Genomic DNA, 21,934 nt, shown 5'->3' with positions numbered 1-21,934 from the left:
CCATGGCACGACACACCCTTTCCGTGCTCGTCGAGGACGTTCCCGGCGTCCTGACCCGCGTTGCCAGCCTGTTCGCCCGGCGCGCGTTCAACATCAACTCGCTTGCGGTCGGACCGACCGAAGTCGCGGGGATGTCCCGCATCACCGTTGTGGTGGAGGCCGAGGAGGAACTCCTCGAGCAGGTCACCAAGCAGCTGAACAAGCTCATCAACGTGATCAAGATCGTCGAGCTGACCACCGAGCAGTCGGTGCAGCGCGACCACATCCTGATCAAGGTCAGGGCCGACGCCGCGACCCGGCTGCAGGTCACGCAGGCCGCGGACCTGTTCCGCGCCTCCGTCGTCGACGTCGCCACCGATTCGCTGATCATCGAGGCGACGGGCACGCCCGAGAAGCTCTCGGCGCTCCTGTCCGTGCTCGAGCCGTTCGGCGTCCGCGAGATCGTCCAGTCGGGCACCCTCGCGATCGGCCGCGGGGCCAAGTCGATGAGCGACCGCGCCCTCCGCAGCGCCTGACAGCGCTTCCGAGCGCTACCCCTACCTTTCCAGCACCACCCACCCCAAGGAGAAACACCCGTGACCGAGATGTTCTATGACGACGATGCAGATCTTTCGATCATCCAGGGCCGCACCGTGGCCGTCATCGGCTACGGCAGCCAGGGCCATGCCCACGCCCTCAGCCTGCGTGACTCCGGCGTCGACGTGCGCGTCGGACTGAAGGAAGGATCGGCGTCGCGCGCCAAGGCCGAGGCGGAGGGGCTCCGTGTCCTCTCGGTGGCCGAGGCGACCGCCGAGGCGGACCTCATCATGGTGCTCACCCCGGACCAGGTGCAGCGCCACGTGTACAAGGACGACATCGCCCCGAACCTGCAGGCCGGCGACGCCCTGTTCTTCGGCCACGGCTTCAACATCCGCTACGGCTACATCCAGCCTCCGTCCGACGTCGACGTCGCGCTCGTGGCACCCAAGGGCCCGGGGCATATCGTCCGACGCGAGTTCGAGGCCGGACGCGGCGTTCCCGACCTCATCGCCGTCGAGCAGGATGCCACCGGCAAAGCGCGCGACCTCGCGCTGTCCTACGCGAAGGCCATCGGCGGCACGCGTGCGGGCGTCATCGAGACCACCTTCACCGAGGAGACCGAGACTGACCTCTTCGGCGAGCAGGCCGTCCTGTGCGGTGGTGCGTCGCAGCTGATCCAGTACGGCTTCGAGACGCTGACCGAGGCCGGCTACAAGCCCGAGGTCGCCTACTTCGAGGTGCTGCACGAGCTCAAGCTGATCGTCGACCTCATGGTCGAGGGCGGCATCGCCAAGCAGCGCTGGAGCGTCTCCGACACCGCGGAGTACGGCGACTACGTCTCCGGCCCGCGCGTGATCACGCCCGAGGTCAAGGAGAACATGAAGGCCGTCCTCGCGGACATCCAGAGCGGTGCCTTCGCAAAGCGTTTCATCGACGACCAGGACGCCGGCGCCCCCGAGTTCACCGAGCTGCGCAAGAAGGGTGAGGACCACCCGATCGAGAGCACGGGCCGCGAGCTCCGCAAGCTCTTCTCGTGGATCAAGACGAACGATGACTACACCGAGGGCTCGGTCGCGCGCTAGCGCCTGATCCCTCCCCGGCAGGGCACGTGTTCAACGCTCAGCGACGAGCAGGTGCCCTGCCGGTCTCATGTCCGGCCCAAGTCCGCAGCGACCGGCCGTTCCCAGCCAGCCGCCCTCTGCCACACCCCAGAAGGAACTCCCCGTGACCCCGAAGCCCGTCGTCCTCATCGCCGAGGAACTCTCACCCGCCACCGTCGAGGCCCTCGGCCCCGATTTCGAGATCCGCAGCACTGACGGAGCGGACCGCGCGCAGCTCCTCGGCGCACTCGCCGATGTCGACGCCGTCCTGGTGCGCTCGGCGACGCGGATGGACGCGGAAGCCATCAGCGCGGCGCCGAAGCTGAAGGTCATCGCGCGCGCCGGCGTCGGCCTGGACAACGTCGACATCAAGGCCGCGACGCAGGCGGGCGTCATGGTGGTCAACGCCCCGACGTCGAACATCATCTCCGCGGCAGAACTGACGGTCGGCCACATCCTCAGCCTTGCGAGGAACATTCCGCAGGCCAGTGCGGCCTTGAAGGCGGGGGAGTGGAAGCGCTCCAAGTACTCCGGCACGGAGCTCTACGAGAAGAACATCGGCATCATCGGCCTCGGTCGCATCGGTGCGCTCGTTGCGGCACGCCTCCAGGGCTTCGGCACGCAGATCCTCGCCTACGACCCCTACGTGACCTCGGCCCGGGCAGCGCAGCTCAACGTCCGCCTGGTGACACTCGACGAACTGCTCCGCGAATCGGACTTCGTCACCATCCACATGCCGAAGACCCCCGAGACCGTGGGCATGCTCGGCGCCGACGCATTCGCTCTCATGAAGGACACCGCGTACGTCGTCAATGTCGCCCGTGGCGGACTCGTCGACGAGGTGGCCCTCCACACGGCGCTCGAGGAGGGCCGGATCGCCGGAGCCGGCGTCGATGTCTTCGTGCAGGAGCCCAGCACCGACCTGCCCTTCTTCGCCCATGACAGCGTGGTGGTCACACCTCACCTCGGTGCCTCGACGGAGGAGGCCCAGGAGAAGGCCGGCGTCTCGGTGGCGAAGTCCGTGCGGCTCGCCCTGGCCGGAGAACTCGTGCCCGACGCCGTCAACGTGGCCGGCGGCGTCATCGACCCGGCCGTCCGGCCCGGCATTCCGCTCATGGAGAAGCTGGGACGCATCTTCACCGCACTGACGCACGACTCGCTGACGCAGATCGACATCGAGGTCGCCGGCGAGATCGCGTCCCTCGACGTGAAGGCCCTCGAACTCGCCGCCCTGAAGGGCGTCTTCACCGACGTCGTGTCGGAGCAGGTGTCCTACGTGAACGCACCGATCCTCGCGGAGCAGCGCGGCATCACCTCACGGCTCATCACCACACCGGAGTCCGAGGAGTACCGCAACGTGCTCCGGTTGCGCGGCGCTCTGTCCGATGGCTCGCAGATCTCGGTGGCCGGTACCCTGACCGGGCCGAAGCAGGTGGAGAAGCTCGTCGGCGTCAACGGCTACGAGCTCGAGATCCCCATCAGCGACCACCTCCTGGTGCTGCTGTACGCCGACCGGCCCGGTGTCATCGGGACGCTCGGTCGCCTGCTCGGTGAGCGCGGCATCAACATCGCCGGCATGCAGGTGGCACGGAACAAGGAGGGGGGCCAGGCGCTGTCCCTCCTGACCGTGGACAGCTCCGTGCCCCAGGAGGTCCTCGACGCCATACGCGCCGAGATCGGTGCATCCGTGGCCCGCGAAGTGGACCTGCAGGACTGATCGAAGTCCCATGACCGCTGTCACCTGATCGACGTTCCAGAGGAAGGCGCTCCCATGGCGACCCACCGGCTCCCCGCCCGGCAGGCGACCGCGACGCAGGTCCTGTCCCGGGACACCGCACCCGTGCTGACGATCGAACCCGGCGACCGCGTGATCGTCGAGTCCCTGGACGCCTGGGGGCACCTCGAACGGCAGTCCGCCCCCGGCGCGACGACGCCCTACCGGTTCCCTGATCGCCGGGGGCACGCGCTCACGGGCCCCATCGAGGTAGCCGGAACCACCGCGGGCGACGTGCTCGCCCTCCGGTTCGACGCCTTCGAGACAGCGGACTGGGGCTGGACCGCCGGGGGCAGTCGGGACGACGCCTTCGCCCACAGCCTGGGCATCGAGGGGTCGGAGCCCGCCTGGCTGCTGTGGGACCTCGACCGCGACGCCGGGACCGGGACGAACCAGCACGGCCACACGGTCCGGCTCGCTCCGTTCCTCGGCGTCGTGGGCCTGCCGCCCGTGGAGCCCGGAGAACATTCCACCACCCCTCCCCGCGCCGCCGGCGGCGGCAATATCGACTGCCGCGAGCTGACGGCCGGGTCCACGCTGTTCCTGCCCGTCACCGTGCCCGGCGCGCTCCTGCACCTCGGCGACGGGCACGCCGCGCAGGGTGACGGCGAGGTCGGTGGCACCGCGATCGAGTGCGGCATGACGACGACGCTCACCGTCGACGTCGTCCGCGATACGCCACTCAGCAGCATCCATGCGCTCACCCCGACCGCCCGCATCACCTTCGGATTCGATGCCGACCTGAACAGGGCGACGGCGGAAGCGCTCGGTGCGATGCTGACCTGGCTGCAGCAGTTGTACGGACTGGAACGGAAGACGGCGCTGGCCCTCGCCAGTTCCGTCGTCGACCTCCGCGTCACGCAGATCGCCAACCGGACCTGGGGCGTCCACGCGGTGCTGGGACTCGACGCCGTCGTCGTCGCGTGACTGCCGGAGACGGCCGACCTGTCCTTGCCCCCCCCTGCCGCACTTGGGCAAATGGAGGTCCCGCGGGGTAATTTCATAGGGTGACTCCCGCTGCTGACGCCAAGCCTCCGTTCTACATCACCACGGCCATCTCCTACCCGAACGGCGTCCCGCATATCGGGCACGCCTACGAGACCATCGCCGTCGACGCCATGGCGCGCTTCAAGCGCCTGGACGGGTTCGATGTCATGTACCTGACGGGGACGGACGAGCACGGCCTGAAGATGCAGCAGGCAGCGGACCGCGAGGGCATCCCCGTCCGCGAGTTGGCCACCCGCAACGCGCTTGCGTTCCGTGACATGAACGACGTCGTCGGGACGTCCTACGACCGCTTCATCCGTACCACGGACGAGGACCACTACGCCGCCGCGACCGAGATCTGGAAGCGTATGGAGGCGAACGGCGACATCTATCTCGACAAGTACGCCGGCTGGTACTCCGTGCGGGACGAGGCGTTCTGGGGCGAGGACGAGACGGAGGTCCGCGAGGACGGCGTGCGGTACGCGAGGGAGACCGACACGGAGGTCACCTGGACCGAGGAGGAGAGCTACTTCTTCCGGCTCTCGGCCTACCAGCAGAAGCTGCTGGACCTCTACGGGTCGCAGCCCGAGTTCGGTGCGCCACAGTCCCGCTTCAACGAGGTCATCTCCTTCGTGCGACGGGGACTTGAGGACCTCTCCATCAGCCGCACCACCTTCGACTGGGGCGTCCCCGTTCCAGGCAATGACCGCCATGTCATGTACGTGTGGGTGGATGCACTCACGAACTACCTGACCGGCGTCGGATACCCGGACACCGGATCGGAGACGTTCCGGAAGTTCTGGCCCGCCGACGTGCATGTCATCGGCAAGGACATCTCACGCTTCCACGCCATCTACTGGCCCGCCTTCCTCATGTCCGCGGGCCTCGAGGTGCCGAAGCGCGTCATGATCCACGGGTTCCTGCACAACCGCGGCGTCAAGATGTCCAAATCGTTGGGCAACACGGTGGCGCCGGGTGACTGGGTGGACCAGTACGGCCTGGACCAGGTCCGCTTCTTCCTACTGCGTGAGGTCCCCTTCGGAGCCGACGGCTCGTACAGCCATGAGGCGGTCGTGGGGCGCATGAATTCCGACCTCGCGAACAACTTCGGCAACCTCGCGCAGCGCTCGCTCTCGATGGTCGCCAAGAACTGCGGCGGTGCCGTGCCAGAGCCGGGCCCGCTGGCATCCGCCGATACCGGGATCCTCGATCAGGCGCACGCCCTGCTCGACGCGAGCCGTTCGGCCTACGACCGCCAGGAGTTCTCCCGAGCACTCGAGGCGGTCTGGACGGTGCTCGGCGACACGAATGCGTACTTCGCCGACCAGCAGCCGTGGGTGCTCCGCAAGACGGACCCCGAGCGGATGAACACCGTGCTCTACGTGACGCTGGAGGTGCTCCGGGTGGTCTCGATCCTCGCGCAGCCCGTGATGCCGACCAGCGCGGGCCAGATCCTTACCGCACTGGGGCAGGGTACCGACGGCGACGATGCGCTGCGCCGCTTCGAGGCGCTGGGCCGGCACATCGAGGTCGGGACCCGGCTGCCCGCTCCGTCGCCCGTCTTCCCCAAATACGAAGGACCCGCGGGGGAGTGAGGCGCCCCTGCGGTCGCCGCCGGACCACCGCAGGGTGATGCCCGGGCTACTGCAGGGTGATGCCCAGCTACTGCTGCAGGAAGCGGGCCGACGCCGTCTCGGTCATGACGCGGGCAACCGTGTCCTGCTGTCGCTTGGAGGCTTCGAGGAGCCGCTCCAGGACCGGTGTATTGAGGACTGTCTCCGCCATGTTCGCCTGCTGTCCCGATCCTGCGGGAGAGAGCGCCAGCAGCGTCGACCAGAGCGCTTCCTTCCCCTTCAGCAGTGACTGCAGGGCTTCGAGCTCAAGTTGCGCGCCCGCGCTCGCCTTCCGCCGTTTGGGGTTGAGGGGATCCAGGTCGGCGATGACGGAGAGGACCCTGGCAAGGGTCATCTTGACGAGGCTCGGCCGATGACCGAGAGCCTTGATGAGTCGCTTGAGGAATGTGCGCTCCTCGCTGATCTCCTGCCGCAGCCGCGTGAAGTCCTCTTCGTACGGTGTCCCGGCCCAGGAGAGGCCCGCCGCCCGGAACAGGCGAACGCCGTTGGTCGCACCGACGAGATGGAGGTCGAGGTAAGGCAGGAGGGTGTCCAGATCCAACTGGCGCACCGGTATGCGATTCGCTGCCGCGGTCATGAGCGTTCCTTCCGTGCGGAGTCCAGCTCGTCAGCCTACGGCAGCGTGGTTCAGCAGCGGTAGCGTGATCGCCACCGATGTGCCGACGCCCAGGCTGGATTCGATCGTGATAGTTCCGTGGTGGTCCTCGAGCGTCTTCTTGGCGATGCTCAGTCCGACGCCCGCGCCCGGAAGGGCAGGTGTCGCATTCGACGCCCGATGGAAAGCATCGAACAGGCGGGGGAGGTCATCCACGGGGATGCCGATCCCCGTGTCCTGCACGACGATGACGACGTGTTCGTGGTCGGGCTCCTGCGTCAGCCGCACGGAGACGGTGCCCTCCTGCTGGGTGAACTTGATGGCGTTGGACAGGACCACCGCGAGGGCCGCCGATAGCTGCCCGCGGTCACCGGAAACCGTGACCAACCGGTCTGGGAGGGCGCAGTCGAGTGTGATGCCGCCTGCAGCGGCCTGCAGCACCGCGCGGCTGGTCAGCTCCGAGACGAGGTGCACGATGTCGACGGGACCGTGCTCCGACGCGTCGGTCTCCCGGGCGGAGAGCGCAGAGATGTTGTCGATCAGCTGGCTCAGCTTGGCGGTGTTGCGCTCGACGGCCTGCAGCATGGTGTGGGCTTCCGGCGGCAGCTCGCCCCCGACGCCATCGATGATCATCTCGAGGTAGCCGGCAATGGATGCTAGGGGTGTTCGCAGCTCGTGATTCACCGTGCCGACGAAGTCGCTCTTCGCCTGGTTGAGGGCGCGCAGCTTGCGTACGGCCTGCTGCTGCCGGGAGATCAGCTGCGCCTGGATCAGCCCGTGTGCGAGGTTGCCGAGGACGTGCTGCGTGAGTGCTGCCTCGACGCCGGTCCAGGTCAGGGGCGTCTCCTCACTCATGATCCACAGCAGCCCGAACGGAGTGTCTCCCTCGCCGAGGGCCGCCACGACACCGTGCATCGTCCGGTCGTCTCCTTGCAGGCTCGCGGGGGCCGCCCGTGCGTGGTGGAGTATCCATTCCGGCGGGGGGATGTCGTCCCGTTGTGGCGCGGCCGCTGGTCCGGAGCTGAAGGATGCGGTCGCCGTGTCCTCCCACAGTTCGAGTGCGAGTGCGAGCGACGCTTCCTGGTGGGTCCGGAGCGGGGCTGCGATAGCTGCTCCACCATCGGTGTCCCTGGTCCAGCTGCAGCTGTGCGCTGCAACGCGGTCGTCGTCGAAGACCTGCAGTGCCACGTGGTGTGCGTCGAGGGCCTGGCCGACCGCCGGCAGGAACTGGTCCACTATCACGGCCGGATCATTCGTCGCCCGGATGCGGGCCGAGATCCTGCGCATGTCCTCGCGCAGCCGCTCGGATGATGCCCTCTGCGCCTGACGGTGCCGTCGCCGCGCAATCGCGGATCGGGTCCGTTGCAGCACCTCGGTGGCCTCCAGCGGTCGGAAGACGACGTCGGAGAGGGAAGGCGCGAGCGTATCCGGGAGCTCGCCGGCGCCGCCCTCGGGCAGCAGGAGGATCACGGGCAGGTCGGTGAGCTGTGGGTGCTGGGCGATGGTGTCGGCGAGTGTGTCCGCGTACGCGAGGGCCAGGAAGACATCGACGAGCAGGACGTCGGGCCGGTCCGTGAGTACCTCGTCGAGGAGCGAGGCTGCCGTGGTGACCGTCCTGGTCGGGACGCCGCCGTCCTCGAGGAGACGCTTGAGGTGTGCGCGTTCGTTGCCGGATGCGGAGGCGACGACGGCGGAGGCGTCACCTCGACGTCCACGTACTTCGTCCTGCGCCACGGTGTCCTTCCCGACCTCTGCTGAGCTGTCCTCACAATATAGGTCGCGCATGCGCGCGGCGCGGGGATGCGGGACGTCCCGTCCGTGGCCTGTCGGTCAGGACCGACAGGCGCGGCTGCGCACGATCGGTGCTCCGCCCTGGGTGGCGCCGCTCCGTTCGTCCCACTGCTCCGCCGACCCCGGGTGGAGCTGTCTCACCCTGCGGACCGATTGTGACCGCCCCGCGTGCTTTCCTACGCTGGAGCCATGACTGATGCGCTCCGCAGTATCGACCTCGCCGTCATCCCCGGGGACGGGATCGGCCCCGAAGTGACCGCGGAGGCCGTCAAGGTGCTGCGGGCCGTCGCGGGCGACGACGTCCGCCTGACGCTGACCGAGTACACGCTCGGCGCCCAGCACTGGCTCGAGACGGGGGAGACGCTCTCCGACGAGACCCTCGGAAAACTCAGGGGCCACGACGCCATCCTGTTCGGGGCGGTGGGCGCGGCTCCTGGAGATACGCGTATCCCGTCCGGGCTCATCGAGCGCGAATTCCTGCTGAAGCTGCGCTTCTCCCTGGATCATTTCGTGAACCTGCGACCCTCACGCCTGTATCCCGGGGTGCCCAGTCCGCTGGCTGCTCCCGGTGTCATCGATTTCATCGTGGTTCGGGAGGGGACCGAAGGCCCCTACACCGGCAACGGAGGAACGCTGCGCGGAGGGACGCCGCACGAGGTGGCCACCGAGGTCTCACTCAACACGGCATTCGGCGTGGAGCGTGCGGTGCGCGATGCCTTCACGCGGGCGTCGGCGCGCCGCAGGAAGCTGACGCTGGTACACAAGCACAACGTCCTGGTCTACGCAGGCCACCTGTGGAAGCGCACCGTCGAGGCCGTCGCCGCCGAGTTCCCCGACGTCAGCCATGACTACCTGCACGTGGACGCGGCGATGATCTTCCTCGTCACCGATCCGTCGCGCTTCGACGTGATCGTGACGGACAACCTGTTCGGCGACATCGTGACCGACCTGGCAGCGGCTGTCTCCGGCGGGATCGGGCTCGCGGCGTCCGCGAACCTCAACATGGAGCGCACCGCGCCCTCGATGTTCGAACCCGTGCACGGGTCGGCGCCCGATATCGCCGGCCGGCAGATCGCCGACCCGACCGCCGCAATTCTCTCGGCGGCGCTCCTGCTCCGGCACCTCGGTCTCGACGAGCACGCCGCGAGGATCGAGCAAGCTGTGGAGGAGGACATCTCGTCCCGCACCACGGACCGCAGGACGGCCGCCGTCGGCGATGCGATTGCCGCTGCCGTGTCCTAAGGTGGTTACACATCATTAACCCAGTGTCGAAGCACTGACCACCGACGGGCGACGGCGGCCCTGCCGCACGAGCAGCCCGCGTGAGCGCGGAGGAATCATGACAGCCACCGATACCCGGTTCGCCCGGCACCTGTCCATGCAGCGGGCGTCCGCAGCGGAGCGGGAGGCGATCCTGGCCAACCCCGGGTTCGGCAACTACTTCACCGACCACACGACGATCATCGACTTCCGCGTCGATGCATCCGGTGTAGGAGGGTGGCACGACGCCCGGCTGGAGCCCTACGGCCCCATCGCCCTTGATCCTGCCGCCGCGGTGCTGCACTACGGCCAGGAGATCTTCGAGGGAATGAAGGCCTACCGGCACGCCGACGGGTCTATCTGGACCTTCCGCGCGGACGCCAATGCCGCTCGTCTCAACCGCTCGGCCGTGCGCCTGGCCCTGCCGCAGCTCCCGGAGGAACTGTTCCTCGAGTCACTGAGCCAGCTCGTCGCGGCGGACCAGGACTGGATTCCCTCCGGCGACGGCGAGAGCCTGTACCTGCGTCCCTTCATGATTGCCACGGAGGCATTCCTGGGCGTACGGCCGGCGCGCGAGGTCTCGTATCGCGTGATCGCATCCCCTGCCGGCAACTACTTCGGGGGCGAGGTGAAGCCCGTCGACATCTGGGTCTCACGGAACTACGCCCGGGCGGGACGTGGCGGCACGGGTGCCGCGAAGGCGGGCGGCAACTACGCGTCGTCGCTCGCTGCCCAGCTCGAGGCCGAGGCCCACGGCTGCAAGCAGGTCCTTTTCCTCGATCAGTTCAATGACAACGCCGTCGAGGAGCTCGGCGGCATGAATGTCTTCTTCGTCTTCCGGGACGGCTCGATCGTCACGCCGGCCCTGTCCGGAACCATCCTCGAGGGCGTCACGCGCTCCTCCGTCATCCAGCTCGGACGCGATCGCGGCCTGCAGGTCAGCGAGCGGAAGATCACCCTGGACGAATGGCGTGACGGTGTAGCCGGTGGCGAGATCACCGAGGTCTTCGCCTGCGGTACGGCCGCGGTCATCACCCCCATCGGACAGCTCCGCGACGGCGACGAGTTCATCGGCATGGCCGATGCTGCGGCGGGGGAGGTCACCATGTCGATCCGCCGCCAGCTGCTCGGCATCCAGACCGGCACCGTCGAGGACACGCACGGCTGGCTCACGCGCCTGGTCTGATCCGTGACCGCAAGGACCCGCGCGGTCACCGCAACGGCGCTACCTCGGGGTCGTCGATACCTTCCTCCACGCGCAGGTGCCGTGTGGAGGCGAGGAGGGCGCCGGCCTCTTCAGCCGGCAGGGGCCGGCTGAAGTAGTATCCCTGGCCGCTCGCGCAACCCATGGCGCGCAGCTGGTCCGCCTGCTCGCGTGTCTCGATCCCCTCGAAGACAGCCTCCAGCCCGGCAGCCCGGATCAGTTGCAGGATGGCCGCGACGAACTCCAGCTGACCGGCCCTGGTATCCAGTTCGACCAAGAGGGAGCGGTCCACCTTGACCATGCTGACCGGCAACTCGCGCAGGTAGCTGATTGATGAGTAGCCGGTACCGAAATCGTCGATCTCGATGCCGACTCCGAGCTGTTGCAGGCTGAGCAGCGAGTACATCTCCACCTCGCCGCGCGTCACGATCGCGGTCTCGGTGATTTCCACTACCAGGTTCTGGGCGGGAAGTTCGAGCTCGCGGAGGAGGGTTCGAACGTGGTCGACGAGGTCCAGCTGCTTGAGCTCGACCGCTGACAGGTTCACCCTGAGTTGGAAGTCCGCATCGAGATCGAGGTCGCGTCTCCACCGGGCGAGCTGCCGGAGGGACGCCGACATGACCCAGCGATCGAGATCGTGGATGACGCCGATTTCCTCGGCGAGCGGAATGAAGGTATCGGGCGGTATCAGTCCTCGCAGCGGGTGCTGCCAGCGCACCAACACTTCGACGCCGAGGATGCGATTCGTCGCCAGCTCGACCACGGGCTGGTAATGCAGGACCAGTTCGTCGGCGCTGATGGCGCCACGCAGTTCGGTCGCCATCTGGCTGCGCAGTTGACGCGAGTACAGCATGACGGGCTCGAAGACCTTGATGATGCTGCGACCCTCGCGTTTTGCGGCGTACATCGCCGTGTCCGCATCCAGCAGGAGTTCTTCCGGCGTCTGCTCCGCGGTTCCGAGCCGGACGCCGATACTGGCGCGGGAGTGTACGTAGAGCGAGTCGAGACGGACCTGTTGTCCGAGGACCTCGAGTGCCCTGCGCGCCACCTGCATGGCGATATCCATCGTGGCGGCCGGAAGGAGGATCGCGAACTCGTCTCCGCCGAGCCTTGCGACGACGTCGCTCTCCCGAACGACGCTGTTGAGGCGTAGGGCGACTTCCTGCAGGACACGGTCACCGGCATCGTGGCCGAAGCGGTCATTGACGTTCTTGAAACTGTCGAGGTCGAGGAGCAGCAGGGCCGGCGGCAAGGCGCCATTCGCAGCCTGGTTAAGTGCTTCCTCGATGGCATCCATCAGCGCGACCCGGTTGGCGAGACCCGTGAGGGCGTCCGACATGGCCATCTTCATCATGTCCAGGTGGGCCTGCCGGAGCATGGCCGTGCGGCTCTCCACGCGCTTCTCGAACTGCTCGTACACCTGCTCCAGTTCTTCGGCGAGGAGATTCACACCGGTGATGACGGCGTCAACCTCGTCCCGTGCGGTGGAGGGTTCGATGCGACTGCTCAGTTCTCCCCGCGATAGCCGCACGATGCTCTCGACCAGCATGGCGAGCCGGGGGTCCTTCTGGTCAGCGCTCATCGGTCCCAGCGTACATTCCGGAGGGCAGGAATCCGGGTGTGGTCACGTCAGCGGCGCCCGCGGTCGGAAGGAGCAACCAGGGGACAAGCCCTACACGGGAGATGCTGCAGGAGGAAGCCCTCGTCATGGCGCCCTACCCCCGAGCCGTCGCCGAATGAATGAATGGATTGGATCCGGACCTGCGTGCTTGATCCAGCCGGAAGCAGATGAACGGCGAGCATCGCGCCATCGGCTACCTGACGGGAAAACACTAGCACCGGGACGCTTCATCGCAGGCCTGTCGGCGCGTCAAGATAGCCTCAATTTCGCCCGGAGGACGCGAGCGTGGAAAAGCCCCGATCGGGGTGGGAGTAATGGGGGAAAACGCCCAGCCCGGTCGGGGCCTGAAGAAGACGCTACGTCAGGCGCGGCGGAGATCAGGGCAAGGGTGTTGCCGCGAATTCCCCTTGACTTTCAATCGCTTGTGCCGGTTCAGCTTTGTGGCTGCTGAATGGTCTCGATGAGAGCCCTGGCAGTGGTTGCTCTGTCATCAGCACCTGACTGCAGGAAGAGCTCTTCACTCAGCCTGAGGTCGGCAAGGGCGTCTGCGCTGCTGGTAGAGCCGGCCAACGCCTGTCCCTGAAGGAAATGGGCCTGGGCGGCGACATGCGAGGCCAACAAGTGCTTCTTGTCGATGATTTCTGTGAGTTGTTTACCGGCGGCCTCGAACTGTCCCGTGAGGACGAGCCACTGCGCGCGAATCAGTTTCAGTTCGAGGCGATCACGTTCCGTCCCTCCGACGATCGAGCTCGCGAGTTCCGCTCGCTCGATGCATTCGAGGGTTTCGGGTTCGATGATTCCGGCTGCGAGGCGGAAATCCGCGGAGCCGCGGTTGAATCGCGCCCACAGGTCTAGGTCATTTGTGGGGGAGAGGTTCTTCGCTGCCAGCTGGTGATAATCCACCCCCTCGCTGATGCGCTTGAGAAGGAAGGCGACGTTGCCGATGGCCCAGTACCCAAGGCCGCTCGTCTGGCTGTTCGGCTCCTTCGACAGCAACTCTGCAAGAGCGAGGCACTCATTCCAGGCGTCCTCCAGCCTGCCGCTCTCAGCGAGCGCAGCGATCAGGGCATTTTGCGCCTCGACCCATATTGTGACCTGTTCAGGCGCTGCTTCTGCATCGCGTACCGCGGACCGGGCTGCATCCACAGCTTCGGCGAGATTACCGCGGCCTTGAAGCGCGAAGGCCCGTAGGGTGAAAACCCGCGCACTCAACGCCTTTGATTGCGTTGTCAGAGGATGCGCAGCCAATTCGTCCGCGACGGACCGGGACTCCTCCATGAGGCCCCGCTTGCGGAGGCATTCTCCGCTCAGGAACGTCGCGTTCCACCAGCCGAGGTCGTCGCCATCCTGCGCGGCTGCCGCCGCCAGTTCCTCAGCGAGCTTCTGAGCTGCCTCGTAGGCGCGCTGGTTCCATGCATCGCGGGCACGCAACTCAAGTAACAATCGCTCGCCTGCAGCTTCCCTGTAACTCATGCACACCTTCGGCTTTCCGCGTTGATCGGGCTGCTCGTCCAATTAGACGGGTTTTCGCCCTTCGGAACCACTCGTCGAAAAATTCTTTGTAGGAATTGCTCAAAGGATGTTACGGAAGTGACTGGTGTGGCTTAGGATGATTGTAGAGTCGCTCGTGGTAATAGGCGGCCTTCGTCGTTTCCGTCAATCGCTCCCAAAGGACACCGCTATGAAGCGCATCACCTCCGCACTTATCCTTGCTACCTTCCTCGTCACTGGTGGCGCCGCAGCAGCCAATGCTGCCCCAGCAAAGTCGGGTACCGTTGCTCCGATTTCCTCCACCGACCGCGTTGGATCCTGGCCGTACTGAGTTTCTTCAGTAAATCCTGACGATTGGTCAGGCAGCTGAGAACCAGTTCGACCTGAAGTACTGATACCGCGGGCACCCTCGTTCTGGGGAGGGAGTGCCCGCGGTATTTCTTTGCCCAGCGGCACCGGGCTCCGCGACGGCGACCGCGTTCGGATGCAGCGGCTCAGGCTACTCTTAGCGGCATGCGAATTGCACGCTTTGTCGTAAATGATGACCCTACCTTCGGCGTCGTCGAAGGCCCGGCCGGAAGCGAGGAGGTCGCTGTCATCAACGGCGACCCCTTCTACAACGGCGTCCAGCTCACCGGCGTACGTCATGCCCTGGAGGACGTACGCCTGCTGGCACCCGTCATTCCGCGTAGCAAGGTCGTGGGTATCGGACGGAACTACGCCGACCACATCCAGGAGATGGGCAGTGAGACTCCGGCTGCGCCGTTGATGTTCCTCAAGCCCAACACCTCCGTCGTCGGCCCTGGTGACCCCATCATGCTGCCGTCCTTCTCCGACCAGATCTCCTACGAGGCCGAACTGGCCGTCGTCATCGGCCGGATCTGCAAGGACGTCCCGCTGGAGCGGGTCGACGACGTCGTCTTCGGCTACACCTGCGCCAATGACCTCACCGCGCGTGATGTGCAGAAGACCGACGACCAGTGGGCGCGGGCGAAGGGCTTCGATACGTCCTGCCCGATCGGCCCCTGGATCGAGACCGACCTCGACCCCGAGAACCTCCGCGTCCGGGGCTCGCTCGACGGTGACCTCCGCCAGGACGGCTCCACCAGCGACATGATCTGGGGGGCCCGTGAACTCGTGGCCTACGTGTCACAGGCCTTCACCCTGCTGCCCGGCGACATCATCCTCACCGGCACGCCCGCCGGAGTAGGCATGATCACGGATGGCCAGCGATTCGACGTCGACATCGAAGGCATCGGACGGCTGTCCAACCCAGCCCGCCGCTGACAGGTTGCATCGTCGGGGCGGAGGCGCCCCGGCGGCGCGCCCGGCCAGGGGGCCCCACGTAGACTGAAACCATCATGACTACTGCCGCAGACCTCCCCATCGTCACCGATGCCACGCCCGTCCGGGTCAGATTCTGCCCGTCACCAACGGGCACGCCGCATGTCGGGCTCATCAGGACCGCGCTGTTCAACTGGGCCTACGCGCGCCACACCGGCGGAAAACTCATTTTCCGTATCGAGGACACGGATGCCGCCCGTGACAGCGAGGAGAGCTACCTGCAGCTCCTGGAAGCGATGACCTGGCTGGGCATCGACTGGGACGAGGGCGTGGAGGTCGGCGGACCGCACGGCCCCTACCGCCAGTCCCAGCGCGGCGAGCTCTACAGGGATGTCATCACGCGGCTCACGGAGGCCGGCCATCTCTACGAGTCCTTCTCGACGCCGGAGGAGGTCGAGGAGCGCCATCGGGCGGCCGGTCGCGACGTCAAGCTCGGCTACGACAACCACGACCGCACCCTCACCGAGGAACAGAAGAACGCGTTCCGTGCTGCGGGCAGACCGGCGGTCCTGCGCCTCCTGATGCCCGACGAGGACATCACCTTCACCGACCTGGTCCGCGGCGACATCACCTTCCGCGCGGGCAGTGTTCCGGACTTCGCCGTCGTGCGGGCGAACGGGGCGCCGCTCTACACCCTCGTCAACCCGGTCGACGACGCGCTCATGGGCATCACGCATGTCCTTCGCGGCGAAGACCTGCTGTCCTCCACTCCACGCCAGGTGGCGTTGTACCGCGCGTTGATCGATATCGGCGTCGCGAAATACATGCCGCTCTTCGGCCACCTGCCGTACGTGGTGGGCCAGGGCAATAAGAAGCTGTCCAAGCGTGATCCCGAGTCCAACCTGTTCCTGCACCGGGAGCGCGGCTTCATCCGCGAGGGACTGCTCAACTACCTGTCGCTCCTCGGCTGGAGCATGTCGGCAGACGAGGACATCTTCTCGGTCGAGCAGCTGGTCGAGAAGTTCGACGTGCGTGACGTCCTGGCCAACCCCGCCCGGTTCGACCTCAAGAAGGCCGAGGCCATCAACGGCACCCACGTCCGGCTGCTCGACCCCGCAGAGTTCCGCAGCCGCCTCCTGCCCTACCTCGCTGCCGCCGGCGTCATCGGCGAAGAACCCACGGTCGAGGAGCTTCGCGTCATCGCGGCGGCCGCGCCGTTGATCCAGGAGCGCATCACACTCCTCGGTGAAGCCCCCGAGATGATCGGCTTCCTCTTCAAGGCCGACGACGCCGTCGACATCGCCGACGACGCCCGGAAGGGTCTGCCGGAGAACCTGGCCGAGGTCCTCGATGCAACGCTGGAGGCGCTAGAGGGCTGCGAGGCCTGGGATGCGGAGGCGCTTCAGGCGGCGCTGCGACTTGCCCTGGTCGATACTCTCGGCCTCAAGCCGAGGGTCGCCTTCGGCCCCGTCCGCACCGCGATCTCGGGACGCAGGATCTCCCCGCCGCTGTTCGAATCCATGGTGATCCTGGGACGGGAATCTTCGATCGCACGGGTACGCGCCCTGTGTGCGACGGTGGACTGAGGGGTGTCCGACGCTGACCAGGCGGGACAGGAGGCCAGCGTGGCCGACGGGGTGCTGTTCGACATCGACGACACGCTCGTGGATCTCGAACAGGCGATGGGGCACACCCTCCAGTCCGTCCCCGATCCGGCGCTGAGCCACCTCGGTGACGACGACTGGGTGCGCTATAAGGCGATGTACACCACCGATCCGCAACGGCACTACGATCGTTTCCTCGCCGGGGAACTGACTTTCGAGGAGCAGCGCGTCCACCGAGTCCGGCACGCCAGGGCTGCATTCACGCCCGAGCCCTTCCTGGGGCACGTGGCCGAGGCATGGGTGCGCGAATACGAGCAGACGCTCCCGCTCCACTTCCGGGCCTACGACGACGTCGGGCCGTTGCTGGACGACCTCGACGCGCGGGGCATACCGTACGGCGCCGTGAGCAACAATGTGCACGACTACCAACGCGCGAAGCTGAATCGCGCCGGACTGGGTCGGATCGGGATCCTAGTCGGCATCGACACCGTCGGCGTCGCGAAGCCCGATCCGGCGATCTACCTGGAGGGTGCCAGGCTCCTCGGCACCCTGCCAGCCAGGACCCTCTATGTAGGCGACAACCGTGAGATCGACGCGGTCGGGGCGAGGAACGCCGGGCTGGTCGGCGTATGGCTGGACCGGGCAGGCCGGGGCGGCGGGCCCGGCCCTGACCCGGCTGCGGACGGGGGGACGGCTGCGGGATACCAGGGTGCTGCAGGTGAACCAGTCGTGGAGGACGCGGCGGCAGTGCCGCGTATCGCCGGGCTGGAAGCCGTTTTGCAGTTCCTGCCCTCCGTCCGGTAAAGTTATTTCTCGGCGCGGAGCGGATACGCGAGCGGATCCCAGCACGATCAGGGCTTCGAAAAGCGCCATTGGGGTATGGTGTAATTGGCAACACACTGGTTTCTGGTACCAACATTCTAGGTTCGAGTCCTGGTACCCCAGCGCACTCCGGTCCTCACGGACGGGATGGCACAAGTAGGAAAAAGCAGGAAGTAGCAAGAAAAAGTACTGGCCCCATCGTATAGCGGCCTAGTACGCTGCCCTCTCACGGCGGTAACGCGGGTTCGAATCCCGCTGGGGTCACAGCGGTCCTCACGGACACAGAGGACGTCCCGGACATCATCATGATGTCCGGGACGTCCTGTTTAACCAGGTGCCACTCCGGGCAAGGGCACCTGGTTCACCTGCCCGGTTCTCGAGCGCCCGGGAGAATACCTGAACGACGTCGTCGGGCAAGCTCCGGCCGGCCGGCACACTGGCTGGCATGATGGTGCCATGAGCGCACCTTCCCTCGCCGGCGAGGCCCGCGGGCTTCCTTCGCTGCTGCGTGAGGTACGCGGGGCACTGGAGTGCCTTGCGTTCCCCCTGGCCCTTCCGACGTCGGTCGAGGCGCGCGGCTCCGCCGAGGCGGCGCGCGGTCAGCTCAACGACTACATCCTGCCGCGTCTGGCCAGCCTGGACGCGCCCCTGGTCGCCGTCGTCGGCGGTTCGACGGGTGCAGGGAAATCGACGCTCGTCAACGCCCTGGTGGGACGGTCGGTGTCCGTCGCGGGTGCCGTCCGGCCCACTACACGACAGCCTCTCCTGCTGCATCATCCCGACGACGGCGCCTGGTTCGACGACGCCCGCATCCTGCCGACACTGAGCCGGGTCCGCCTGGCCGGAGATGACGGACCCGTCGAGGCGTCCTCGGGGACAGCCGCGTTCGGGAGCCCTTCGATCCCGTCGTCGACCTCGGAACCGCGGTCCGGCCTCCATCAGGCCGCCGGCGCCGACACACTGCTCCTCCGACCCGTGCCGACCCTGCCGCCGGGCCTCGCCCTGCTCGATGCCCCCGACGTGGACTCCATCGCCGATGAGAACCGCAGGCTCGCTGGACAGCTCCTCGCTGCGGCGGATCTGTGGATCTTCGTCACCACGGCGAACCGTTATGCGGATGCTGTTCCCTGGAAGCTGCTGGCAGAGGCCGGGCGCCGGGACGTGCTGGTCGCGGTCGTCCTCGACCGTGTCCCACCCGGTGTCGAGGAGGAGATCCGGGGAGACCTGCTGACACTGCTCGCCGCCGAGAATCTCGGCCATGCTCCGATCTTCGTCATCCCCGAGGTGCGGCTCGATGCCTCCCGCATGCTGCCCTCCGATGTCGTCGAACCGATCATGCGCTGGCTGCAGGCGCTGGCGGCGGACGCCGAGGGGCGCCGCGACATCGCCCGACGCACCGTCCGCGGTGCCACGCGCGCCCTGGCGGCTCGCATCGAGGCGATAGCCGTTGCCGCCGAACAGGAGCAGTCCGTCGGGGACGCACTGCGAGCCGCGGTCGACAGCGCGTACAGGGACGCCCTGGCGGATGTCCTGGCGGCAACCGAGGACGGCAGGCTGCTGCGGGGGGAGGTCCTCGCCCGCTGGCAGGACTTCGTCGGTACCGGCGAGTTCATGCGGGGACTCGAGACGAGGATCGGCTGGGCCCGCGACCGTGTGAGCGCGTTCTTCACCGGTCGGCCGGCACCGGCGTCCACCGTGGCCGAGGCCATCGGGAGCGGACTGCAGACCGTCATCGTCGAGCAGGCCGCCCGGGCGGATGAGGCGACGCGGCGACGGTGGCGCTCGGACCAGGCCGGTGCGGTGTTGCTGCATGGCGTGCCCGCCTGGCGGGCCGATGATTTCTCCGCCGCCGTGGCCGGTGAGATCCGAGCCTGGCAGCAGGACCTTCTCCAGCTCGTCCAAGCCGAGGGCGCGGACAAGCGCTTCACCGCCCGGATGCTCTCCTTCGGTGTCAACGGCATTGCCGTCGCCCTGATGGTGGTGGTCTTCGCGTCGACCGGGGGATTGACGGGCGGGGAGATCGGGATCGCTGGTGCGTCCGCGATCGCGGGTCAGAAGCTCCTCGAAGCCGTCTTCGGCGATGACGCCGTTCGTCGCCTGACCGCCACGGCACGCACGAACCTGTCGGAGCGTGTCGAAGGGCTTTTCCGCCACGAGCGTGCGCCCTACGAGGTCTGCCTCGCGCCCCTTGCGCAGCAGACACCCGCGGAGTCGCTGCGCGTGCTCGCCCGCCGGCTGCGCACGGCATTGCCGGCCGGGCAACCCTCCGACGCGGAGGACGAGGCGTGAGCCGACACCTGGACGCTGCCGCGGAGACACAGCTGGGGACGTCCCTCACGGGGGTACTCGACCGACTGCGGACGGCCCACGACCTCGGCGTCGACCGGCTGCCGCAGGACCACCTCGAACGCCTCCACAGCGCCCTCGACCGTGCGGGAACCCGCCGGTCCCTGTCCGGTGACCACACCGTCGTCGGGGTCTTCGGACCCACCGGCAGCGGAAAGTCCTCCCTGGTGAACGCCCTGAGCGGCACCGATGCGGCTCGGGTGGCGGCGCGGAGGCCTACGACGTCGGAACCGCTGGCACTCGTGTGGGGACGGCAGGGGAGCTACGAGCTGCTCGACTGGCTCGATGTGCGCCAGCGCGTGGAACTGCCCGACGGCGCGCTGCTGGTGGCCGGGGCAGGTGGCGGGGCGCCGGCTGCGGAACCTACCGGGCCCGCAGGGCCGGCACAGATCGATGGGGCACAGGCCGGGAAGGGCGTCGCGGGACGCGGACCTGCCGAGGTGCTGGTCGCGGCGACCGCCCGGAACAGTAGCCGCGACGGCGCGAATCCCGATCAGGCCGGCCGCGACAGCGCCGACCTGCCCACGAACCTCGATCAGGCCGGTGATGCAGCCGAGCGCCGGCCGAGGTGGGGACTCTTCCGGTGGCGGCGCAGGCGTTCGACGTCGACGACCCGTTCCTCGACCGTCCCGTCGAAAGTGCCGGTACCGCTCGATTCCGCTGCAGGTCTGATCCTGCTGGACCTGCCCGACTTCGACTCGATCACGCTGGCGCACCGCGAGATCGTCCACCGGCTCGCCGGGCAGGTGGACGTCCTGCTCTGGGTGGTGGATCCCCAGAAGTACGCTGACGCAGCGCTCCACCACGACTTCCTGCAGGAGCTGGCGACGCACGAGGCCGTGACCCTGGTAGCCCTGAACCAGGCCGACCGGTTGGACACCACAGACCTCGACGCGGTCACCGCTTCGCTCGAAGCGATCCTCGCCGATGAAGGCCTGCGCAACGTCGTCGTCCTTCCTGTGTCGGCGAGGACAGGCCAGGGCGTCGGAGACCTCTCGCGACAGATCCGGGAGCTCGCGGAGAGCCGGGCCGCGGCGACGCGGAGGATGGTGGCGGACGCGGCGCGGTCAGCAGCCGAGCTGCTGCCCTTCACGGCGGACCCCGCCGTCGCCATGCCGTCCGGGGGTGCGCTGGACGCACTGGCCGACGAGCTCGGATCAGCAGCGGGAGTCCGCGTCGTGGTGGACGCCGTCCGCAGTGCCTACCGCCGCGACGCGCACGCAACCATGGGCTGGCCCGTGACGCGGTGGCTCGCGGGGCTCCGGCCCGATCCGCTGCGGCGGCTCAACCTGCGGTCCCAGGACATGGCTCCGGAACTCCGGCGCTCGTCGCTCCCGCTCGCCCAACCCGCCCAGCGTGCGAGGGTGGATCACGCGCTGCGGGTGTTCGGGGATGCGGCGGCAGGCGACGTCGTCGAACCGTGGCACACGTCCATCCGCGACGCCGCCCGCGACACTGCGGGGGAGCTGACGGATGCCCTAGATACCGCCGTCACCGGGACGGACCTCGAGACGGGCAGGCGCGCCTGGTGGGGCATCTTCGGCGTACTGCAGTGGATCGCCTTCGCGGCCCTCGTCGCGGGACTGGCGTGGCTCGGGGTCCTGGCAGTCCTCGGATTCCTGCAACTCCCCGCCATCGACGTTCCGCGGGTCGAGGGTTTCCCTGTGCCCACGCTGCTCATCCTCGGCGGCCTGACCGCGGGAGTCCTCCTGGGGGTCGTGGCCGCCCTGCTCGCGCGATGGGGCGCGGGACGGCGTGCGTCACGCGTGCGGAAGCGCCTGCTCGACGCCTGCTCGGGCGTGGCGCACGACGTCGTCCTGCAGCCCGTCGCCGACGAGATCGAGCGCTGCAACGCCTTCACCGCGGCCGTCCTGGCAGCTTCCGGGCGCGGCTGATCACGTC

Annotated in this window: 16 protein-coding genes and 2 tRNA genes; 14 read left to right on the top strand and 4 right to left on the bottom strand. The window is 67.5% G+C overall.

The window, feature by feature from the left end; translation table 11 throughout:
- The first annotated feature begins 2 nt into the window (after positions 1 to 2).
- From ilvN to metG, 5 genes are all read left to right on the top strand, one after another.
- The gene (ilvN, locus tag D6T63_RS04850; protein WP_120147885.1) at positions 3 to 515 is read left to right on the top strand and encodes an acetolactate synthase small subunit; all 513 of its coding nucleotides are present in this window, start codon (positions 3 to 5) and stop codon (positions 513 to 515) included.
- A gap of 60 nt (positions 516 to 575) precedes the next feature.
- On the top strand, positions 576 to 1,601 hold the full coding sequence (ilvC, locus tag D6T63_RS04845) for a ketol-acid reductoisomerase (RefSeq protein ID WP_120147884.1): 1,026 nt from the start codon (positions 576 to 578) through the stop codon (positions 1,599 to 1,601).
- A 142-nt stretch (positions 1,602 to 1,743) separates the two neighbouring features.
- Positions 1,744 to 3,336, top strand: a complete 1,593-nt coding sequence (gene serA, locus D6T63_RS04840) for a phosphoglycerate dehydrogenase (RefSeq protein WP_235830557.1) — start codon at positions 1,744 to 1,746, stop codon at positions 3,334 to 3,336.
- Between the two features lie 54 nt (positions 3,337 to 3,390).
- Positions 3,391 to 4,320, top strand: coding sequence for an acetamidase/formamidase family protein (locus D6T63_RS04835; protein WP_120147882.1), 930 nt, complete (start codon positions 3,391 to 3,393; stop codon positions 4,318 to 4,320).
- Positions 4,321 to 4,400: 80 nt separating this feature from the next.
- The gene (metG, locus tag D6T63_RS04830) at positions 4,401 to 5,975 is read left to right on the top strand and encodes a methionine--tRNA ligase (protein WP_120147881.1); all 1,575 of its coding nucleotides are present in this window, start codon (positions 4,401 to 4,403) and stop codon (positions 5,973 to 5,975) included.
- Between the two features lie 67 nt (positions 5,976 to 6,042).
- Here metG and D6T63_RS04825 read toward each other — a convergent pair whose 3' ends face one another.
- Together D6T63_RS04825 and D6T63_RS04820 are read right to left on the bottom strand one after the other, a co-directional pair.
- Positions 6,043 to 6,591, bottom strand: coding sequence for a hypothetical protein (locus D6T63_RS04825; protein ID WP_120147880.1), 549 nt, complete (start codon positions 6,589 to 6,591; stop codon positions 6,043 to 6,045).
- 30 nt (positions 6,592 to 6,621) lie between these two features.
- On the bottom strand, positions 6,622 to 8,343 hold the full coding sequence (locus D6T63_RS04820; protein ID WP_120147879.1) for an ATP-binding protein: 1,722 nt from the start codon (positions 8,341 to 8,343) through the stop codon (positions 6,622 to 6,624).
- Positions 8,344 to 8,589: 246 nt separating this feature from the next.
- Here D6T63_RS04820 and D6T63_RS04815 point away from each other — a divergent pair, with 246 nt between their 5' ends.
- Positions 8,590 to 9,642, top strand: coding sequence for a 3-isopropylmalate dehydrogenase (locus D6T63_RS04815; RefSeq protein WP_120147878.1), 1,053 nt, complete (start codon positions 8,590 to 8,592; stop codon positions 9,640 to 9,642).
- 97 nt (positions 9,643 to 9,739) lie between these two features.
- Positions 9,740 to 10,846 (top strand): branched-chain amino acid aminotransferase, encoded by a 1,107-nt coding sequence (locus D6T63_RS04810; RefSeq protein WP_120147877.1) that lies wholly within the window; start codon positions 9,740 to 9,742, stop codon positions 10,844 to 10,846.
- A 25-nt stretch (positions 10,847 to 10,871) separates the two neighbouring features.
- Here the strand turns inward: D6T63_RS04810 and D6T63_RS04805 are convergent, their stop codons facing one another.
- Together D6T63_RS04805 and D6T63_RS04800 are read right to left on the bottom strand one after the other, a co-directional pair.
- On the bottom strand, positions 10,872 to 12,446 hold the full coding sequence (locus D6T63_RS04805) for a putative bifunctional diguanylate cyclase/phosphodiesterase (RefSeq protein WP_120147876.1): 1,575 nt from the start codon (positions 12,444 to 12,446) through the stop codon (positions 10,872 to 10,874).
- 471 nt (positions 12,447 to 12,917) lie between these two features.
- Entirely contained in the window at positions 12,918 to 13,958 is a 1,041-nt protein-coding gene (locus D6T63_RS04800) for a tetratricopeptide repeat protein (RefSeq protein WP_120147875.1), read from the bottom strand.
- Positions 13,959 to 14,489: 531 nt separating this feature from the next.
- Between D6T63_RS04800 and D6T63_RS04795 the strand changes: the two genes are divergently transcribed.
- The 7 genes from D6T63_RS04795 (at position 14,490) to D6T63_RS19485 (ending at position 21,927) form a co-directional block, all read left to right on the top strand.
- A complete protein-coding gene (locus D6T63_RS04795) occupies positions 14,490 to 15,263 on the top strand; it encodes a fumarylacetoacetate hydrolase family protein (RefSeq protein ID WP_120147874.1) in 774 nt (257 codons plus the stop codon).
- Positions 15,264 to 15,337: 74 nt separating this feature from the next.
- Entirely contained in the window at positions 15,338 to 16,846 is a 1,509-nt protein-coding gene (gene gltX / locus D6T63_RS04790; RefSeq protein WP_120147873.1) for a glutamate--tRNA ligase, read from the top strand.
- A 3-nt stretch (positions 16,847 to 16,849) separates the two neighbouring features.
- The gene (locus D6T63_RS04785) at positions 16,850 to 17,668 is read left to right on the top strand and encodes an HAD family hydrolase (protein WP_235830556.1); all 819 of its coding nucleotides are present in this window, start codon (positions 16,850 to 16,852) and stop codon (positions 17,666 to 17,668) included.
- 69 nt (positions 17,669 to 17,737) lie between these two features.
- Positions 17,738 to 17,809 (top strand) — tRNA-Gln (locus tag D6T63_RS04780).
- A 68-nt stretch (positions 17,810 to 17,877) separates the two neighbouring features.
- Positions 17,878 to 17,950 (top strand) — tRNA-Glu (locus D6T63_RS04775).
- 192 nt (positions 17,951 to 18,142) lie between these two features.
- Positions 18,143 to 19,975: a dynamin family protein gene (locus tag D6T63_RS04770; protein WP_120147872.1), complete on the top strand. Its 1,833-nt coding sequence runs from the start codon at positions 18,143 to 18,145 to the stop codon at positions 19,973 to 19,975.
- Positions 19,972 to 21,927, top strand: a complete 1,956-nt coding sequence (locus D6T63_RS19485) for a GTPase (RefSeq protein ID WP_235830555.1) — start codon at positions 19,972 to 19,974, stop codon at positions 21,925 to 21,927. The genes D6T63_RS04770 and D6T63_RS19485 overlap by 4 nt, the downstream gene beginning before the upstream one ends.
- Positions 21,928 to 21,934 lie beyond the last annotated feature (7 nt).

It is taken from the genome of Arthrobacter cheniae, from assembly GCF_003602275.1.
Taxonomy (GTDB): Bacteria; Actinomycetota; Actinomycetes; order Actinomycetales; family Micrococcaceae; genus Arthrobacter_D; species Arthrobacter_D cheniae.
Note: the sequence above shows the minus strand (reverse complement) of the source record. Positions and strands in the feature narration are given on the sequence as shown.

What these genes read in the sequence shown, in the direction of transcription:
- ilvN (WP_120147885.1), top strand. Translation starts at nt 3, where the DNA reads ATGGCACGACACACCCTTTCCGTGCTCGTCGAGGACGTTCCCGGCGTC.
- D6T63_RS04770 (WP_120147872.1), top strand. Translation starts at nt 18,143, where the DNA reads ATGAGCGCACCTTCCCTCGCCGGCGAGGCCCGCGGGCTTCCTTCGCTG.
- D6T63_RS04815 (WP_120147878.1), top strand. Translation starts at nt 8,590, where the DNA reads ATGACTGATGCGCTCCGCAGTATCGACCTCGCCGTCATCCCCGGGGAC.
- D6T63_RS04805 (WP_120147876.1), bottom strand. Translation starts at nt 12,446, where the DNA reads ATGAGCGCTGACCAGAAGGACCCCCGGCTCGCCATGCTGGTCGAGAGC.
- D6T63_RS04810 (WP_120147877.1), top strand. Translation starts at nt 9,740, where the DNA reads ATGACAGCCACCGATACCCGGTTCGCCCGGCACCTGTCCATGCAGCGG.
- D6T63_RS04835 (WP_120147882.1), top strand. Translation starts at nt 3,391, where the DNA reads ATGGCGACCCACCGGCTCCCCGCCCGGCAGGCGACCGCGACGCAGGTC.
- D6T63_RS04800 (WP_120147875.1), bottom strand. Translation starts at nt 13,958, where the DNA reads ATGAGTTACAGGGAAGCTGCAGGCGAGCGATTGTTACTTGAGTTGCGT.
- gltX (WP_120147873.1), top strand. Translation starts at nt 15,338, where the DNA reads ATGACTACTGCCGCAGACCTCCCCATCGTCACCGATGCCACGCCCGTC.
- D6T63_RS04795 (WP_120147874.1), top strand. Translation starts at nt 14,490, where the DNA reads ATGCGAATTGCACGCTTTGTCGTAAATGATGACCCTACCTTCGGCGTC.
- D6T63_RS04825 (WP_120147880.1), bottom strand. Translation starts at nt 6,591, where the DNA reads ATGACCGCGGCAGCGAATCGCATACCGGTGCGCCAGTTGGATCTGGAC.